Here is a 16,714-nt window from a genome sequence, read left to right on the forward strand (position 1 = left end):
ACACTATGGATAAGAAATCTGCTCGTATCCGTCGTGCGACCCGCGCACGCCGCAAGCTCAAAGAGCTTGGTGCGACCCGCCTGGTGGTACATCGTACCCCGCGTCATATTTACGCCCAGGTAATCGCATCGAATGGTTCTGAAGTTCTGGTAGCTGCTTCTACTGTAGAAAAAGCTATCTCTGAACAACTGAAGTACACCGGTAACAAAGACGCCGCTGCAGCTGTAGGTAAAGCTGTTGCTGAACGCGCTCTGGAAAAAGGCATTAAAGATGTGTCCTTTGACCGTTCCGGGTTCCAATATCATGGTCGCGTCCAGGCACTGGCAGATGCTGCTCGTGAAGCTGGCCTTCAGTTCTAAGGTAGAGGTGTAAGATGGCTCACATCGAAAAACAGGCTGGCGAACTGCAGGAAAAGCTGATCGCGGTTAACCGCGTATCTAAAACCGTTAAAGGTGGTCGTATTTTCTCCTTCACAGCTCTGACTGTTGTTGGCGATGGTAACGGTCGCGTTGGTTTTGGTTACGGTAAAGCGCGTGAAGTTCCAGCAGCGATCCAGAAAGCGATGGAAAAAGCCCGTCGCAATATGATTAACGTCGCGCTGAACCACGGCACCCTGCAGCACCCGGTTAAGGGTACTCACACGGGTTCTCGTGTCTTCATGCAGCCGGCTTCCGAAGGTACCGGTATCATCGCCGGTGGTGCAATGCGCGCCGTTCTGGAAGTCGCTGGAGTTCATAACGTTCTGGCCAAAGCATATGGTTCCACCAACCCGATCAACGTGGTTCGTGCAACTATTGATGGCCTGGAAAATATGAAGTCTCCAGAAATGGTCGCTGCCAAGCGTGGTAAATCCGTTGAAGAAATTCTGGGGTAATTGACCATGGCAAAGACTATTAAAATCACTCAAACCCGCAGTGCAATCGGTCGTCTGCCGAAACACAAGGCAACGCTGCTTGGCCTGGGTCTGCGTCGTATTGGGCACACTGTAGAACGCGAGGATACTCCTGCGGTTCGCGGTATGGTCAACGCGGTTTCCTTCATGGTTAAAGTTGAGGAGTAAGAGATGCGTTTAAATACTCTGTCTCCGGCCGAAGGCTCCAAAAAGGCGGGTAAACGCCTGGGTCGTGGTATCGGTTCTGGCCTCGGTAAAACCGGTGGTCGTGGTCACAAAGGTCAGAACTCTCGTTCTGGCGGTGGCGTACGTCGCGGTTTCGAGGGTGGTCAGATGCCTCTGTACCGTCGTCTGCCGAAATTCGGTTTCACTTCACGTAAAGCAATGATCACGGCAGAAGTTCGTCTGTCCGATCTGGCTAAAGTAGAAGGCGACGTAGTAGACCTGAACACGCTGAAAGCGGCTAACATTATCGGCATCCAGATCGAGTTCGCGAAAGTGATCCTGTCTGGTGAAGTATCTCGCCCGGTAACTGTTCGTGGCCTGCGTGTGACTAAAGGCGCTCGTGCTGCTATCGAAGCTGCTGGCGGTAAAATTGAGGAATAAGTAGCAGATGGCTAAGCAACCGGGATTAGATTTTCAAAGTGCCAAGGGTGGAATTGGCGAACTGAAACGCAGACTGCTGTTTGTTATCGGTGCGTTGATTGTGTTCCGTATTGGCTCTTTTATTCCGATCCCTGGTATTGATGCCGCTGTACTTGCCAAACTGCTTGAGCAACAGCGTGGCACCATCATTGAAATGTTTAACATGTTCTCTGGTGGTGCTCTCAGCCGTGCTTCTATCTTTGCACTGGGTATCATGCCGTATATTTCGGCATCAATTATTATCCAGCTGCTGACGGTCGTTCATCCGGCCCTGGCAGAGCTTAAGAAAGAAGGGGAGTCTGGTCGTCGTAAGATTAGCCAGTACACCCGTTACGGCACTCTGGTGTTGGCAATATTTCAGTCAATCGGTATTGCTACCGGTTTACCGAATATGCCTGGTATGCAGGGCCTGGTAATGAATCCAGGCTTTGCATTCTACTTCACCGCTGTTGTGAGTCTGGTCACAGGAACTATGTTCCTGATGTGGCTCGGCGAACAGATTACTGAACGTGGTATCGGCAACGGTATCTCGATCATTATCTTCGCCGGCATCGTGGCGGGTTTACCGCCAGCCATTGCCCATACTATTGAGCAAGCGCGTCAAGGCGACCTGCACTTCCTCCTGTTGCTGTTGGTTGCAGTATTAGTATTCGCAGTGACGTTCTTTGTTGTCTTCGTTGAACGTGGTCAACGCCGCATTGTGGTGAACTACGCGAAACGTCAGCAAGGTCGTCGTGTCTATGCTGCTCAGAGCACACATTTACCGCTGAAAGTGAATATGGCGGGGGTAATCCCGGCAATCTTCGCTTCCAGTATTATTCTGTTCCCGGCGACCATCGCGTCATGGTTTGGGGGCGGTACTGGTTGGAACTGGCTGACAACAATTTCGCTGTATTTGCAGCCTGGGCAACCGCTTTATGTGTTACTCTATGCGTCTGCAATCATCTTCTTCTGTTTCTTTTACACGGCGTTGGTTTTCAACCCGCGTGAAACAGCGGATAACCTGAAGAAGTCCGGTGCATTTGTACCAGGAATTCGTCCGGGAGAACAAACGGCGAAGTATATCGATAAAGTAATGACCCGCCTGACTTTAGTTGGTGCGCTTTATATTACTTTTATCTGCCTGATCCCGGAGTTCATGCGTGATGCGATGAAAGTACCGTTCTACTTCGGTGGGACCTCACTGCTTATCGTTGTTGTCGTGATTATGGACTTTATGGCTCAAGTGCAAACTCTGATGATGTCCAGTCAGTATGAGTCTGCATTGAAGAAGGCGAACCTGAAAGGCTACGGTCGATAAAGGTCGCTCGAGAAGTTACGGAGAGTAAAAATGAAAGTTCGTGCTTCCGTCAAGAAATTATGCCGTAACTGCAAAATCGTTAAGCGTGATGGCGTCATCCGCGTGATTTGCAGTGCCGAGCCGAAGCATAAACAGCGCCAAGGCTGATTATTTCGCATATTTTTCTTGCAAAGTTGGGTTGAGCTGGCTAGATTAGCCAGCCAATCTTTTGTATGTCTGTACGTTTCCATTTGAGTATCCTGAAAACGGGCTTTTCAGCATGGGGCGTGCAAATGAAATTATAGGAGTGCATAGTGGCCCGTATAGCAGGCATTAACATTCCTGATCAAAAACATGCCGTGATCGCATTAACTTCGATCTATGGTGTCGGCAAAACCCGCTCTCAAGCCATTCTGGCTGCTGCGGGCATCGCTGAGAATGTTAAGATCAGTGAGCTGTCTGAAGAACAAATCGACACGCTGCGTGACGAAGTTGCCAAATTTGTCGTTGAAGGTGATCTGCGCCGTGAAGTTAGCATGAGCATCAAGCGCCTGATGGATCTTGGTTGCTACCGCGGTTTGCGTCATCGTCGTGGTCTCCCGGTTCGCGGTCAGCGTACCAAGACCAACGCACGTACCCGTAAGGGTCCGCGCAAACCGATCAAGAAATAATCGGGGTGATTGAATAATGGCAAAGGCACCAATTCGTGCACGTAAACGTGTAAGAAAACAAGTCTCTGACGGCGTGGCTCATATCCATGCTTCTTTCAACAACACCATCGTTACTATTACTGATCGTCAGGGTAACGCACTGGGTTGGGCAACAGCCGGTGGTTCCGGTTTCCGTGGTTCTCGCAAATCTACTCCGTTCGCAGCTCAGGTTGCAGCAGAGCGTTGCGCTGAAGCCGTAAAAGAATACGGTATCAAGAATCTGGAAGTTATGGTTAAGGGACCGGGTCCGGGTCGCGAATCTACTATTCGTGCTCTGAACGCCGCTGGTTTCCGCATCACTAATATTACTGATGTGACTCCGATCCCTCACAACGGTTGTCGTCCGCCGAAAAAACGTCGCGTATAACGCTCGTTTTCTAGGATTGTTGGAGAAAGAAAATGGCAAGATATTTGGGTCCTAAGCTCAAGCTGAGCCGTCGTGAGGGCACAGACCTGTTCCTTAAGTCTGGCGTTCGCGCGATCGATACCAAGTGTAAAATTGAACAAGCTCCTGGCCAGCACGGTGCGCGTAAACCGCGTCTGTCTGACTATGGTGTGCAGTTGCGTGAAAAGCAAAAAGTTCGCCGTATCTATGGTGTGCTGGAGCGTCAGTTCCGTAACTATTACAAAGAAGCAGCACGTCTGAAAGGCAACACCGGTGAAAACCTGTTGGCTCTGCTGGAAGGTCGTCTGGACAACGTTGTATACCGTATGGGCTTCGGCGCCACTCGTGCAGAAGCACGTCAGCTGGTTAGCCATAAAGCAATCATGGTAAACGGTCGTGTTGTTAACATCGCTTCTTATCAGGTTAGTCCGAATGACGTTGTTAGCATTCGTGAGAAAGCGAAAAAGCAGTCTCGCGTGAAAGCCGCTCTGGAGCTGGCTGAGCAGCGTGAAAAGCCAACCTGGCTGGAAGTTGATGCTGGCAAGATGGAAGGCACGTTCAAGCGTAAGCCGGAGCGTTCTGATCTGTCTGCGGACATTAACGAACACCTGATCGTCGAGCTTTACTCCAAGTAAAGCTTAGTACCAAAGAGAGGACACAATGCAGGGTTCTGTGACAGAGTTTCTAAAACCGCGCCTGGTAGATATCGAGCAAGTGAGTTCGACGCACGCCAAGGTGACCCTTGAGCCTTTAGAGCGTGGCTTTGGCCATACTCTGGGTAACGCACTGCGCCGTATTCTGCTCTCATCGATGCCGGGTTGCGCGGTGACTGAGGTTGAGATTGATGGTGTACTTCATGAGTACAGCACCAAAGAAGGCGTTCAGGAAGATATCCTTGAAATCCTGCTCAACCTGAAAGGGCTGGCGGTGAGAGTTCAGGGTAAAGATGAAGTTATTCTTACTCTGAGTAAATCTGGCATTGGCCCTGTGACCGCAGCCGACATTACCCATGACGGTGATGTCGAAATCGTCAAGCCGCAGCATGTGATCTGCCACCTGACCGATGAAAACGCATCTATCAATATGCGTATCAAAGTTCAGCGCGGTCGTGGTTACGTGCCGGCGTCTGCCCGAATTCATTCGGAAGAAGATGAGCGCCCGATCGGCCGTCTGCTGGTTGATGCGTGCTACAGCCCTGTAGAGCGAATTGCCTACAATGTTGAAGCAGCACGTGTTGAACAGCGTACCGACCTGGACAAGCTGGTCATCGAAATGGAAACCAACGGCACAATCGATCCTGAAGAGGCGATTCGTCGTGCGGCAACCATTCTGGCAGAACAACTTGAAGCTTTCGTTGACTTACGTGATGTACGTCAGCCGGAAGTTAAAGAAGAGAAACCAGAGTTCGATCCGATTCTGCTGCGCCCTGTTGACGATCTGGAATTGACTGTCCGCTCTGCTAACTGCCTCAAGGCAGAAGCTATCCACTATATCGGTGATCTGGTACAGCGTACCGAGGTTGAGTTGCTGAAAACGCCGAACCTGGGTAAAAAATCTCTTACCGAGATTAAAGACGTGCTGGCTTCACGTGGTCTGTCTCTGGGCATGCGCCTCGAAAACTGGCCGCCGGCAAGCATTGCTGACGAGTAACCGGATCACAGGTTAAGGTTTTACTGAGAAGGATAAGGTCATGCGCCATCGTAAGAGTGGTCGTCAACTGAACCGCAACAGCAGCCATCGCCAGGCCATGTTCCGTAACATGGCAGGCTCTCTGGTTCGTCATGAGATCATCAAGACGACCCTGCCGAAAGCGAAAGAGCTGCGTCGCGTAGTTGAGCCGCTGATTACACTTGCTAAGACTGACAGCGTTGCTAATCGTCGTCTGGCATTCGCCCGCACTCGTGATAACGAGATCGTGGCAAAACTGTTTAACGAACTGGGCCCGCGTTTCGCGAGCCGTGCCGGTGGTTACACTCGTATTCTTAAGTGTGGCTTCCGTGCAGGTGACAACGCTCCGATGGCTTACATCGAGCTGGTTGATCGCTCTGAATCGAAAGCAGAAGCTGCTGCAGAGTAATCTGTAGTAACGTAAAAAAACCCGCCTCGGCGGGTTTTTTTATTTCTACTCTATCCTCACCCTTCTAAACTAAGCCTGTTCTTGAGTTCAACCCCGGAGGCCATCATGTGGTTACTTGATCAATGGGCAGAACGGCATATCATTGATGCCCAGCAAAAAGGTGAATTCGATAATCTTGTGGGTAGCGGTGAGCCGCTTACTCTGGATGACGATTCCCATATTCCTCAGGATCTGCGCGCGGGCTATCGATTATTAAAGAATGCCGGTTATCTTCCGCCTGAACTTGAAATGCGTAAAGAGGCGGTCGAACTTGTCGATCTGCTTAGCAGTGTGGAAAACGATCCCCATCAGCGCCATGAACTTAACCGTCGTCTCGCCTTACTGGAGCTCAAGCTGCGCCAGGCTGGCGTGAGTACTGATTTTCTTCGCGGTGAGTACGCGGCCAAACTACAGCATAAAGTTAACCCGGAGTGATCATGTATCGTATTGGTGAAATTGCAAAGTTGGCCGACGTTACGCCGGACACCATTCGTTATTACGAAAAGCAGCAGATGATGGATCATGGAGGGCGTACCGAAGGTGGTTTTCGCCTCTATACCGATCACGATCTCAAACGCCTTAAGTTCATCCGCCATGCCCGCCAGCTGGGTTTCACGCTTGAGTCGATCCGCGAACTACTTTCGATCCGTGTCGATCCTGAGCATCATACCTGTCAGGAATCGAAGAGCATCGTCCAGGCGCGGCTGAGCGAAGTTGAAGCGCGCATCGAAGAGATGCAGGCCATGCGGCGTTCACTGCAGAAGTTAAACGACGCTTGTTGCGGCACTGCCCACAGTAGTGTCTATTGTTCTATTCTTGAGGCGCTTGAGCAGGGGCCAGCTAACAATACGACCAACTCCCGGAGTTGATCTTCTTCATTGCGAGGTCTACACTTCGGCCGCTTTACTACACAACCTGGAGAAATACATGAGTCGCTACCAACATACAAAAGGGCAGATAAACGACAACGCCATTGAGGCACTTCTGCATGACCCGCTTTTTCGTCAGCGAGTTGAAAAGAATAAGAAAGGGAAAGGAAGTTATCTGCGGAAAAACAAACATGCAAAAAAGGGCTTTCAGGAGGCCAGTGGCAAGCAAGCGAATCGCTTATTTACCACTGGCCTTCTTACTTTTAAACGCGGCTGTTTTGTTCTTTCAGCAGGTCGCGAATTTCACTGAGTAATACTTCTTCTTTGCTCGGAGCCGGTGGCGCTTTCGGCTCTTCAGCCTGTTTGCGTTTCAACTTATTAATCACTTTGATTGCCAGGAAGATCGCAAAAGCGACAATAATGAAATCAAACACGTTCTGAATGAATACGCCGTAATGCATCACAACAGCAGGCACGTCGCCCTGTGCTTCACGTAGTGTCAGCGCAAACTGTTTAAAGTCGATGCCGCCAATCAACAATCCCAGCGGTGGCATAATGATGTCGGCCACCAGTGAAGAGACGATTTTACCGAAAGCCGCACCAATAATGACACCGACTGCCAAATCGACAACATTCCCACGCATCGCGAATTCGCGAAACTCTTTTAACATACTCATAATCTTCTCCATGTGCTTTGCGTCACACTAAGTCTAACAACATACCTAACAATTTCCATTTAGGTAAATAAAATAACGAGTCCTGTTAGTCCCTTACAATAAAGTGGAAATAAGAAGGGCGCTTAAATAAGCGCCCTGAAGGATTACAGGAAGAAGGGGCTGGGCTGGAAGAGCCGCTCGACATCGGTGATGTATTTTTTGTCAGTCAAAAACATAATCACATGGTCGCCTTGCTCAATGCGCAAATTATCATTGGCGATCATGACATCATCTCCACGAACCACCGCGCCGATGATCGTACCCGGCGGCAGTTTGATCTCATCAATCACTCGACCCACCACGCGGGATGTCGTTTCATCGCCGTGAGCCACCGCTTCGATCGCTTCAGCGACGCCGCGGCGCAGGGAAGAAACGCCGACGATATCCGCTTTACGCACATGGCTCAGCAAGGCAGAAATGGTCGCCTGCTGAGGGGAGATGGCGATATCGATAACGCTGCCCTGGACCAGGTCAACATAGGCGCGACGCTGGATCAGCACCATCACCTTTTTTGCACCCATCCGTTTGGCCAGCATCGCTGACATAATGTTGGCTTCATCATCGTTCGTGACGGCGATAAAGAGATCCACTTGATCAATGTGCTCTTCAGCAAGCAGCTCTTGATCCGACGCATCGCCGTAAAAAACGATCGTATTCTGCAATTTCTCGGCAAGTTCCGCAGCGCGCTGCTGATCGCGCTCGATCAATTTGACGCTGTAATCCTTTTCAAGCTGATGCGCCAGCCCGGCACCGATATTCCCGCCACCGACCAGCATGATCCGTTTATAGGGTTTCTCCAGCCTTTGCAGCTCGCTCATTACCGCGCGAATATGCTGTGACGCGGCAATGAAGAAAACTTCGTCGCCGGCCTCAACTATGGTCGAACCCTGCGGGCGAATTGGCCTGTCATGACGGAAAATCGCAGCGACTCGGGTATCGATGTGCGGCATATGCTCGCGCATCGTGGAGAGCGCATTTCCAACCAGCGGCCCGCCGTAATAGGCTTTTACGACCGCGAGGCTTACTTTGCCTTCAGCAAAATTGACCACCTGCAGCGCGCCCGGATATTCAATCAGGCGATAGATGCTGTCGATAACCAGCTGTTCTGGCGCAATCAGATGATCGATAGGCACGGCTTCGGAATGAAATAACTTATCCGCATCCCGAACATAATCGGGGGAGCGGATGCGCGCGATGCGGTTTGGCGTGTTAAACAGTGAAAACGCCACCTGGCAGGCGACCATATTGGTCTCATCGGAGCTTGTGACCGCGACCAGCATATCTGCATCATCGGCGCCCGCTTCGCGCAGCACGCGCGGGTGTGAACCGTGGCCCTGAACAACGCGGAGATCGAACTTGTCCTGCAGGCTATGCAGGCGATCGCCATTGGTATCGACAACGGTGATGTCATTATTTTCACCGACCAGGTTTTCAGCCAGCGTGCCGCCGACCTGTCCCGCACCCAGAATAATTATCTTCATCTGCTGTGACCCGTTGACTCTCTCACTGTTTGATTAGCTTAGCGTAAAAGAAGCCGTCGCCCTCTTCGGCACCCGGCAGCCTCTGCAGGCCTGGCGCCTCCGGTGTACCGGTTTCGCTGAGTTGCGCATCCGGGGTTCGCTTCAGAAATGCTGCGACCTGATAACCGTTCTCTTGCGGTAAAATCGAGCAGGTTGCGTAAACCAACGTACCGCCGCTTTTTAAATGTGGCCAGATAGCATCAAGGATTTCTGCTTGTAGCTGTGCCAGCTCGGCGATATCACGATCGCGACGCAACCACTTAATATCAGGATGACGGCGGATAACGCCCGTAGCCGAACAAGGTGCATCAATCAATATGCGATCAAACTGTTCATCGCCGCACCACTGCGCGGGGAAGCGACCATCACCCTGTTTCACCTCGGCTTTCATGCCGAGACGTTTCAGGTTGTCATAGACCCGTGACAGACGTTGTTCGTCAACATCAACTGCTAATACGCTAGCCTGCGGTGCCACCTCAAGAATATGGGTGGTTTTACCGCCCGGCGCGGCGCACAGATCGAGAACACGCTCGCCATTCTGCGGCGCAAGGAAGGTGATGCAACCCTGGGCTGCTGCGTCCTGAACCGTTACCCAGCCTTCGCTGAACCCTGGCAGAGACATTACCGGCCCTGCGTTTTCCAGGCGCACTGCATCCGGGTAATCGCTATGAGTGAAACCCTGCTGCCCGCTCTCTTCAAGCAGTGCCAGCCATCCATCACGCGTATGGTGCTGGCGATTGACGCGCAGCCACATCGGCGGGCGTTGATTACTGGCTTCAATGATCTCTGACCACTGCTGCGGATAGGCTTGTTGCACACGCTTTAACAGCCATGCCGGGAAAAGGTAACGATTTTCGCTGTTGGCGAACTCGGCCAGAAGCTCTTCCTGCTGGCGCTGAAACTGACGCAGCACGCCATTAATCAGCCCTTTCAGCTGGGGGCGTTTGATGAGCACTGCGCCTTCAACGGTTTCTGCCAGCGCTGCGTGAGCCGGAATACGCGTATGCAGCAGTTGGTATAACCCAACCATAATGAGGTAGTGTACCGTCCGCTGTTTGCCTGTCATTGGCCGTGACATGAGCTTATTAATAAGCCAGTCCAGTTGCGGCATAACGCGCAGCACGCCGAAGCAGAACTCCTGCAGCAGTGCCTTATCTTTATCAGTCACTTTCTGTTGTAACGGCGGCAGGATATTGCTGAGCGATTGCCCTTGTTCAATAACCTGTTCAACTGCCTGCGCAGCCATGCTGCGTAAATTCATCTGTTTTTTCATAACCACAAAAATAAAAATGCCCGGCAGAACCGGGCTTAAATACGAGATCAGGCCAGACGGTTGCCTGGCACAAACCATTCCCGCCGCGAATTCAACAGATCCTGCGCGCTCATCGCTTTTTTACCCGCAGGCTGCAGCGACTCAAGATTCAGTATGCCTTCTGCGGTTGCGACCTGAATCCCGGATTTCGATGCTTCGATAATCGTGCCGGGCTCAGCCTGCGTAGAAGAGGGAAGCACAGAGGCTTTCCATACCTTGACCGGCTGCTCATCAACCACAAACCAGCTCATCGGCCACGGATTGAATGCGCGAATGCAGCGCTCAAGTTGTTCTGCGCTTAAGGACCAGTCCATACGCGCCTCGTCTTTGCTAAGCTTCTCAGCATAGGTGACCAACTCTTCATCCTGCACTTGCGGCTGGGCACTGCCTTGCGCTAATTGTTGCAGCGTTTCGATTAGACCCTGCGGCCCAAGCCCCGCCAGTTTGTCGTACAGCGTGGCGCTGGTATCTTCAGGCGTTACCGGGCAGGCCAGTTTATAAAGCATGTCGCCGGTATCGAGACCTACATCCATCTGCATGATGGTGACGCCCGTTTGCGCATCGCCAGCCCATAGCGCACGCTGAATCGGTGCCGCACCGCGCCAGCGCGGGAGTAAGGAGCCATGCACGTTAATGCAGCCAAGACGTGGCATATTGAGCACGGCTTTAGGCAAAATCAGCCCATAAGCGACGACCACCATCACATCAGCCTTCAGTTCGGCGACCAGCTGTTGGTTTTCCGGCTGCCGTAAAGAGGCCGGTTGAAACACGGGCAAGCCTTTCTCTTCCGCCAGCACTTTTACCGGGCTGGGCATCAGTTTTTTACCCCGGCCAGCAGGGCGATCGGGTTGGGTAAAGACCCCTACGATCTCATGTTCAGAAGAGAGCAGCGCGTCAAGATGACGCGCTGCAAAATCAGGAGTGCCGGCAAAAATAATACGTAGAGAATCTGACACGTTTATCCTTTTCTGCCCGCTTAAGCGCGGCCGTTCATACGATCCAGTTTTTCGACTTTCTGACGAATACGCTGGCGTTTCAGCGGAGACAGATAATCGATAAAGAGTTTACCGACCAGATGATCCATTTCATGCTGAATACAAATGGCCAGCAGACCATCCGCTTCGAGTTCAAACGACTTGCCATGACGATCCAGCGCGCGGATTTTCACTTTCTCCGCTCGTGGAACAAGGGCGCGTTGTTCCGGAATAGAGAGGCAACCCTCTTCAATACCCGTTTCGCCGCTCTTCTCAAGCAGTTCCGGGTTGATCAAGACCAGCTGCTCATCGCGATTCTCTGACACATCAATCACGATAATTCGCTGATGAATATCAACCTGCGTTGCCGCGAGACCAATACCCTCTTCGGCGTACATCGTTTCAAACATATCATCAACGATACGTTGAATATCCGCATTCACTTCTTTTACCGGATCGGCGACTTTGCGAAGCCGCTCGTCCGGAATATGTAACACATGCAAAACTGCCATAAATATCCAGAGTTGTGTTCAGGAGTTGTAAAGAATATGCCCTCTATTCTAGACAAATCCCCTGGCGATTGACAGCATCAGTGACCGATCGCAAGGATTGCCGATACGGCTTATGGCAAGGGAGAGGGAATGACATCCACGGAAATTTGGCTACGTCTGATACAGGTTGGCGACCTCTCTGGCGACAAGTGGCTGAGCATCGCGCAGCAGCTGGAGAGAAGCAGTGCGATGACGGCCGCCGACCTGCAGGTTTTAGGCTTAACGGTTGCGCAGACGCGCCGCTTTTTTTCCCTTTCGGCACGGGAACTCGATCGCTGTCTGTCATGGCTGGCGAACCCTCAACATCACATGATTGTGGCCAGCGATGCGGCCTACCCTGAACCACTGCGCGCCATTGCTGATTACCCGGGCGCGCTGTTTGTTAAAGGCGATATCGCGGTATTGAAATCCCAGCAATTAGCCGTCGTGGGTAGCCGCGCACACTCCTGGTATGGCGAGCGTTGGGGGCGCCTCTTTTGTGAATCGCTCGCGCGTGCGGGCTTAACCATTACCAGCGGAATGGCGCTCGGAATTGACAGCGTCGCCCATCGCGCGGCAATAAGCGTTGGAGGGAAAAGCATTGGCGTGCTGGGTAATGGGCTCTTTAGCCTCTATCCGCGCAGACACACTGCCCTTGCTTCCCAGTTGCTGGAGCAGGGTGGGGCGCTGGTCTCCGAGTTTCCATTATCAGCTACCCCGAAGCCGGGGCATTTTCCCCGTCGTAACCGTATTATCAGCGGTCTTAGCCGGGCAGTATTTGTGATCGAGGCCGCATTACGTAGCGGTTCGTTGGTGACGGCCCGGCTCGCGCTTGAGCAAGGGAGAGACGTTTTTGCCTTACCGGGGGCCGTTGGCAGCCCCGGGAGCGAGGGGCCGCACTGGCTATTAAAGCAGGGCGCGACGCCCGTTACATCGCCTGAAGAGATCCTCGAACATTTGCAATATGGGCTAAATTGGGTGGCGGAAACACACGAAAATGCAAATTATCCTCCAGAAGGCGAACAGGCGGCATTGCCATTTCCTGAGCTCCTGGCTAACGTAGGAGATGAGGTAACACCTGTTGACGTCGTCGCTGAACGTGCCGGCCAACCTGTGCCAGTGGCAGCTGCTCAATTGCTTGAACTGGAGTTAGCAGGATGGATCGCAGCTGTACCCGGCGGCTATGTCCGATTGAGGAGGGCAAGCCATGTTCGACGTACTAATGTACTTGTTTGAGACTTACATCCATAACGAAGCTGAATTGCGTGTGGATCAGGACAAACTGGAACGGGATCTTACCGACGCCGGATTTGATCGTGAGGATATCTACAACGCACTTATGTGGCTGGAAAAGCTGGCTGATTATCAGGAAGGCCTCGCCGAACCGATGCAGCTTGCTTCTGATCCACTCTCCTTACGCATCTATACCGCAGAAGAGAGTGAAAGGCTGGATGCCAGTTGCCGGGGATTCCTGTTATTCCTGGAGCAGATTCAGGTGCTAAACCTCGAAACACGGGAAATGGTGATTGAGCGTGCGCTGGCGCTGGATAACGCAGAGTTCGAGCTGGAAGATCTTAAATGGGTCATCCTGATGGTGCTCTTTAATATTCCAGGGTGTGAAAACGCCTACCAGCAAATGGAAGAATTACTCTTTGAAGTGAATGAAGGTATGCTGCATTAACTGTTTTTGCAGCTTCAAGAGTTGTTATGACCAAATCAGCACTATTTACTGTGCGTAATAATGAGCCCTGCCCACAATGCGGGGCTGAACTTGTCATTCGCTCCGGGAAACACGGTCCGTTTCTCGGATGCTCTCATTATCCGGAATGCGATTATGTACGTCCCCTGAAAAGTCAGGCAGACGGCCATATCGTTAAAGTTCTGGACGGTCAGTTATGCCCTCTTTGCGGTGCCGAGCTGGTACTACGCCAGGGGCGCTTCGGTATGTTTATCGGATGCAGCCAGTATCCGGCCTGCGAACACACCGAACTGATCGATAAGCCTGATGAAACGGCTATTGGCTGTCCGCAATGCCAGAGCGGGCATCTTGTCCAGCGTCGTTCGCGTTATGGCAAAACCTTCTACTCCTGCGATCGTTATCCTGATTGCCAGTTCGTCATCAATTCCAGACCGGTGGCGGGCGAGTGCCCCGAATGTCACTACCCGTTGCTGACAGAGAAGAAAACCGCGCAGGGCGTTAAATGCTTCTGTGCCAATAAACAATGTGGAAAGCTGCTCCCAGCGGAATAAACTCGTGAAGAATAACCTGCCAAAAGATCCCATCGTCACCATGGTGGAGATCCTGAAAAAAGAAGAAGTCATCGCTTATCCAACAGAAGCCGTTTTCGGCGTCGGTTGCGATCCGGACAGCGAAACCGCTGTGCATCGCCTGCTTGAACTCAAGCAGCGGCCTGTCGAGAAAGGGCTAATACTGATTGCCGCTAATTTTGCGCAACTGAAACCCTATATTGATGACAGCAGGCTGTCTGACACCCAACGTCAGGCAATCTTTGCCTGCTGGCCAGGTCCGGTGACTTTTGTATTTCCGGCAAAACCAACCACACCGCGCTGGCTCACTGGACGCTTTGATTCCCTTGCCGTGCGTGTCACCGACCATCCGCTGGTGGTTGAGCTGTGCGAGGCTTATGGCAAACCACTGGTATCGACGAGCGCCAACTTATCCGGTCTGCCGCCGTGCAGAACCGCCCAGGAGGTTGTCGCCCAATTCGGACCAGATTTCCCGGTCGTCGATGTACCGACTGGCGGCCGGCAGAATCCCTCCGAAATCCGTGATGCACTCACCGGTGAACTCTTCCGACAGGGGTAAATAGCATGGAACCGTATGTCGTTTTTGGAAATCCTGTCGCGCACAGCAAGTCGCCACTTATACATCAGCAATTCGCCAGCCAGCTGCAAATCGATCACCCCTATGGGAAAGCACTCGCCCCTGTTGATGATTTTGTTAATACGCTAAATGCTTTTTTTGATAAGGGAGGCAAGGGAGCAAATGTCACCGTGCCTTTTAAAGAAGAGGCTTTTGCGCGTGCGGATGAGCTGACGGAACGCGCTGCGCTGGCAGGGGCGGTTAACACCCTTAAACGACTCGATGATGGGCGCTTGCTCGGCGATAACACCGATGGCATCGGGCTCTTAAGCGATCTGCAACGGCTGGCATTTATCCGCCCCGGTTCGCGCGTTCTGCTGGTGGGCGCGGGTGGTGCGGCGCGTGGGGTGATCTTGCCCCTCTTATCACTCGATTGTGCTTTAACTATCACCAACCGCACCTGGACTCGCGTACAAACGTTAGCTGAGCTCTTTGCCCATACCGGAAGCATAGAGGTGGCGGAGATGGAGTCGCTTGTAGAGCGGGAGTTTGATCTCATCATCAATGCAACTTCTAGCGGGATGGGGGGCGATATTCCGGCGCTACCGCAAGCAATTATTCGCCCGCAGACTTACTGCTACGATATGTTTTATCAGAAAGGCAGCACACCGTTCCTGGCCTGGTGCGAAAAGCTTGGCGCCGTGAATCGCGCTGACGGCCTCGGGATGCTGGTGGGGCAAGCGGCGCACGCTCTGTTTTTATGGCATGGCGTATTGCCAGAAGTTGAACCTGTTATCGCAATGCTTAAACAGGAGCTGGCGAAATGAACCAGGCGATCCAGTTTCCCGATCGCGAAGAGTGGCATGACTCCACAAAGGCGATCGTTTTTCCCGCGCTGGTTAACGGCATGCAGATGATGTGTGCAATAAAGAGCTCAGTACTGGCGCAGCGTTTCGGTGGCAATACGCCAGAGGATTACCTTTCGCTTTTTCGCCAGCATCGCTGGGATCTGGAAGAGGAGGCGGAGCAGTGCATCCGCCGCCAGGAAGAGGACGATCAGGGCGTAATCTGGCTCTCCTGAGTAAGATACTCATCCTTCCATTTCACATAATTATTGGCCGAGTATTTCAAACCTTCGATTTCGGCCTCCGTCAGGGGGCGAATCTGTTTTACCGGGCTGCCCAGATAAAGGTAGCCGCTCTCCAGGCGCTTATTCTGTGGTACCAGGCTGCCTGCGCCAATCATGACCTCATCTTCAATCACGGCTCCATCCAGCACAATTGATCCCATCCCGACCAGCACGCGATGACCGATGGTGCAGCCATGCAGCATTACTTTATGGCCCACCGTGACATCCTCTCCTATAAGCAGTGGATTGCCTTCAGGGTTGTAGGAGGACTTATGCGTAACGTGCAGAACGCTACCGTCCTGAATATTTGTGCGTGCGCCAATCTCTACATAATTGACGTCACCCCGAATCACTACCAGCGGCCAAATGCCGACATCCTCTGCCATTCTTACATCGCCAACGACGACGCTGGTGGGATCAACCATGACGCGTTGACCAATAGTTGGGAAAAGATCCTTATAAGGACGCAGTACAGTAGACATAACACCTCACTTCAATCGGGCCAGAGTTATCACTTTGATCGCGGGATCCGCCTTCTGCAACTGTTTTATGGTGCATAAACTGTGCAGATCGCATGAGATCTCAGCGAAAAGGGCGAAAAAACAGCAGTCGAAAAAAAAGATCGCAAAAAGACTTGTGCTAAAAAATGGGATCCCTATAATGCGCCTCCGTTGACACGACAACGTGAATCACTTCACCAGATAGTCGCTTCGACGGAAGAGAAAAAATCCTGAAATTCAGGGTTGACTCTGAAAGAGGAAAGCGTAATATACGCCACCTCGCGACAGAGCGCTGAAGCGCGTCGCAACTGCT

26 protein-coding genes are annotated in these 16,714 nt (G+C 52.2%); 20 read left to right on the forward strand and 6 right to left on the reverse strand.

Annotated features, from left to right (window positions below):
* Positions 1 to 5 precede the first annotated feature (5 nt).
* The 14 genes from rplR to SOM48_RS22280 all read left to right on the forward strand — a co-directional run bounded on the left by rplR (position 6) and on the right by SOM48_RS22280 (position 7,206).
* Positions 6 to 359, forward strand: a complete 354-nt coding sequence (gene rplR / locus SOM48_RS22215; RefSeq protein ID WP_017460073.1) for a 50S ribosomal protein L18 — start codon at positions 6 to 8, stop codon at positions 357 to 359.
* Between the two features lie 14 nt (positions 360 to 373).
* The gene (rpsE, locus tag SOM48_RS22220; protein WP_007369821.1) at positions 374 to 874 is read left to right on the forward strand and encodes a 30S ribosomal protein S5; all 501 of its coding nucleotides are present in this window, start codon (positions 374 to 376) and stop codon (positions 872 to 874) included.
* Between the two features lie 6 nt (positions 875 to 880).
* Complete coding sequence (rpmD, locus tag SOM48_RS22225; protein ID WP_001140434.1) at positions 881 to 1,060, forward strand: 50S ribosomal protein L30; 180 nt, start codon at positions 881 to 883, stop codon at positions 1,058 to 1,060.
* Positions 1,061 to 1,063: 3 nt separating this feature from the next.
* Entirely contained in the window at positions 1,064 to 1,498 is a 435-nt protein-coding gene (gene rplO, locus SOM48_RS22230; protein WP_023479414.1) for a 50S ribosomal protein L15, read from the forward strand.
* Positions 1,499 to 1,505: 7 nt separating this feature from the next.
* Positions 1,506 to 2,837, forward strand: coding sequence for a preprotein translocase subunit SecY (secY, locus tag SOM48_RS22235; RefSeq protein ID WP_007369823.1), 1,332 nt, complete (start codon positions 1,506 to 1,508; stop codon positions 2,835 to 2,837).
* Positions 2,838 to 2,867: 30 nt separating this feature from the next.
* Positions 2,868 to 2,984, forward strand: a complete 117-nt coding sequence (gene rpmJ / locus SOM48_RS22240) for a 50S ribosomal protein L36 (protein WP_000868187.1) — start codon at positions 2,868 to 2,870, stop codon at positions 2,982 to 2,984.
* 146 nt (positions 2,985 to 3,130) lie between these two features.
* The gene (gene rpsM, locus SOM48_RS22245; RefSeq protein ID WP_023479435.1) at positions 3,131 to 3,487 is read left to right on the forward strand and encodes a 30S ribosomal protein S13; all 357 of its coding nucleotides are present in this window, start codon (positions 3,131 to 3,133) and stop codon (positions 3,485 to 3,487) included.
* A gap of 16 nt (positions 3,488 to 3,503) precedes the next feature.
* Positions 3,504 to 3,893, forward strand: coding sequence for a 30S ribosomal protein S11 (gene rpsK, locus SOM48_RS22250; RefSeq protein ID WP_002919257.1), 390 nt, complete (start codon positions 3,504 to 3,506; stop codon positions 3,891 to 3,893).
* A 32-nt stretch (positions 3,894 to 3,925) separates the two neighbouring features.
* Complete coding sequence (gene rpsD / locus SOM48_RS22255) at positions 3,926 to 4,546, forward strand: 30S ribosomal protein S4 (RefSeq protein WP_000135224.1); 621 nt, start codon at positions 3,926 to 3,928, stop codon at positions 4,544 to 4,546.
* A 25-nt stretch (positions 4,547 to 4,571) separates the two neighbouring features.
* Positions 4,572 to 5,561, forward strand: a complete 990-nt coding sequence (locus tag SOM48_RS22260; RefSeq protein WP_023479415.1) for a DNA-directed RNA polymerase subunit alpha — start codon at positions 4,572 to 4,574, stop codon at positions 5,559 to 5,561.
* A 40-nt stretch (positions 5,562 to 5,601) separates the two neighbouring features.
* Positions 5,602 to 5,988, forward strand: a complete 387-nt coding sequence (gene rplQ / locus SOM48_RS22265) for a 50S ribosomal protein L17 (protein ID WP_001216372.1) — start codon at positions 5,602 to 5,604, stop codon at positions 5,986 to 5,988.
* A gap of 105 nt (positions 5,989 to 6,093) precedes the next feature.
* Positions 6,094 to 6,462, forward strand: a complete 369-nt coding sequence (locus SOM48_RS22270) for a DnaJ family domain-containing protein (RefSeq protein ID WP_312123035.1) — start codon at positions 6,094 to 6,096, stop codon at positions 6,460 to 6,462.
* A 2-nt stretch (positions 6,463 to 6,464) separates the two neighbouring features.
* Positions 6,465 to 6,896 (forward strand): Zn(2+)-responsive transcriptional regulator, encoded by a 432-nt coding sequence (zntR, locus tag SOM48_RS22275; RefSeq protein ID WP_054804495.1) that lies wholly within the window; start codon positions 6,465 to 6,467, stop codon positions 6,894 to 6,896.
* Positions 6,897 to 6,954: 58 nt separating this feature from the next.
* Positions 6,955 to 7,206, forward strand: coding sequence for an alternative ribosome-rescue factor A (locus SOM48_RS22280; protein WP_076769410.1), 252 nt, complete (start codon positions 6,955 to 6,957; stop codon positions 7,204 to 7,206).
* Here the strand turns inward: SOM48_RS22280 and mscL are convergent.
* The 5 genes from mscL to def form a co-directional block, all read right to left on the reverse strand.
* Positions 7,160 to 7,573, reverse strand: a complete 414-nt coding sequence (gene mscL / locus SOM48_RS22285) for a large-conductance mechanosensitive channel protein MscL (protein ID WP_023479411.1) — start codon at positions 7,571 to 7,573, stop codon at positions 7,160 to 7,162. The two genes, SOM48_RS22280 and mscL, sit on opposite strands and share 47 nt — an antisense overlap.
* 143 nt (positions 7,574 to 7,716) lie before the next feature.
* Positions 7,717 to 9,093: a Trk system potassium transporter TrkA gene (gene trkA, locus SOM48_RS22290; protein ID WP_023479428.1), complete on the reverse strand. Its 1,377-nt coding sequence runs from the start codon at positions 9,091 to 9,093 to the stop codon at positions 7,717 to 7,719.
* Positions 9,094 to 9,115: 22 nt separating this feature from the next.
* The gene (rsmB, locus tag SOM48_RS22295) at positions 9,116 to 10,405 is read right to left on the reverse strand and encodes a 16S rRNA (cytosine(967)-C(5))-methyltransferase RsmB (RefSeq protein ID WP_320513033.1); all 1,290 of its coding nucleotides are present in this window, start codon (positions 10,403 to 10,405) and stop codon (positions 9,116 to 9,118) included.
* A 47-nt stretch (positions 10,406 to 10,452) separates the two neighbouring features.
* Positions 10,453 to 11,400: a methionyl-tRNA formyltransferase gene (gene fmt, locus SOM48_RS22300; RefSeq protein WP_320513034.1), complete on the reverse strand. Its 948-nt coding sequence runs from the start codon at positions 11,398 to 11,400 to the stop codon at positions 10,453 to 10,455.
* 20 nt (positions 11,401 to 11,420) lie between these two features.
* Entirely contained in the window at positions 11,421 to 11,930 is a 510-nt protein-coding gene (def, locus tag SOM48_RS22305; protein WP_320513035.1) for a peptide deformylase, read from the reverse strand.
* A 129-nt stretch (positions 11,931 to 12,059) separates the two neighbouring features.
* Between def and dprA the strand changes: the two genes are divergently transcribed.
* From dprA to SOM48_RS22335, 6 genes are read left to right on the forward strand one after another with little or no spacing between them, the layout of a single operon-like run.
* The gene (gene dprA / locus SOM48_RS22310) at positions 12,060 to 13,184 is read left to right on the forward strand and encodes a DNA-protecting protein DprA (protein WP_320513036.1); all 1,125 of its coding nucleotides are present in this window, start codon (positions 12,060 to 12,062) and stop codon (positions 13,182 to 13,184) included.
* Positions 13,156 to 13,629, forward strand: a complete 474-nt coding sequence (gene smg, locus SOM48_RS22315; RefSeq protein ID WP_023479416.1) for a DUF494 family protein Smg — start codon at positions 13,156 to 13,158, stop codon at positions 13,627 to 13,629. Before dprA ends, smg begins: the two co-directional genes overlap by 29 nt.
* Positions 13,630 to 13,655: 26 nt before the next feature.
* A complete protein-coding gene (locus SOM48_RS22320; RefSeq protein ID WP_076769413.1) occupies positions 13,656 to 14,198 on the forward strand; it encodes a DNA topoisomerase family protein in 543 nt (180 codons plus the stop codon).
* Between the two features lie 4 nt (positions 14,199 to 14,202).
* Positions 14,203 to 14,775, forward strand: a complete 573-nt coding sequence (tsaC, locus tag SOM48_RS22325; RefSeq protein ID WP_414672806.1) for an L-threonylcarbamoyladenylate synthase type 1 TsaC — start codon at positions 14,203 to 14,205, stop codon at positions 14,773 to 14,775.
* Between the two features lie 5 nt (positions 14,776 to 14,780).
* Positions 14,781 to 15,599 carry a shikimate dehydrogenase gene (aroE, locus tag SOM48_RS22330; protein WP_320513037.1) on the forward strand — a complete coding sequence of 273 codons (819 nt, stop codon included), beginning with the start codon at positions 14,781 to 14,783 and terminating at the stop codon, positions 15,597 to 15,599.
* Complete coding sequence (locus SOM48_RS22335; protein ID WP_128482014.1) at positions 15,596 to 15,853, forward strand: DUF1488 family protein; 258 nt, start codon at positions 15,596 to 15,598, stop codon at positions 15,851 to 15,853. Before aroE ends, SOM48_RS22335 begins: the two co-directional genes overlap by 4 nt.
* Here SOM48_RS22335 and SOM48_RS22340 read toward each other — a convergent pair.
* Positions 15,829 to 16,383, reverse strand: a complete 555-nt coding sequence (locus SOM48_RS22340) for a gamma carbonic anhydrase family protein (protein WP_200581497.1) — start codon at positions 16,381 to 16,383, stop codon at positions 15,829 to 15,831. The genes SOM48_RS22335 and SOM48_RS22340 overlap by 25 nt on opposite strands.
* Positions 16,384 to 16,714: the final 331 nt, after the last annotated feature.

Source organism: Kosakonia sp. CFBP8986, from assembly GCF_034044935.1.
Lineage (GTDB): Bacteria > Pseudomonadota > Gammaproteobacteria > Enterobacterales > Enterobacteriaceae > Kosakonia > Kosakonia cowanii.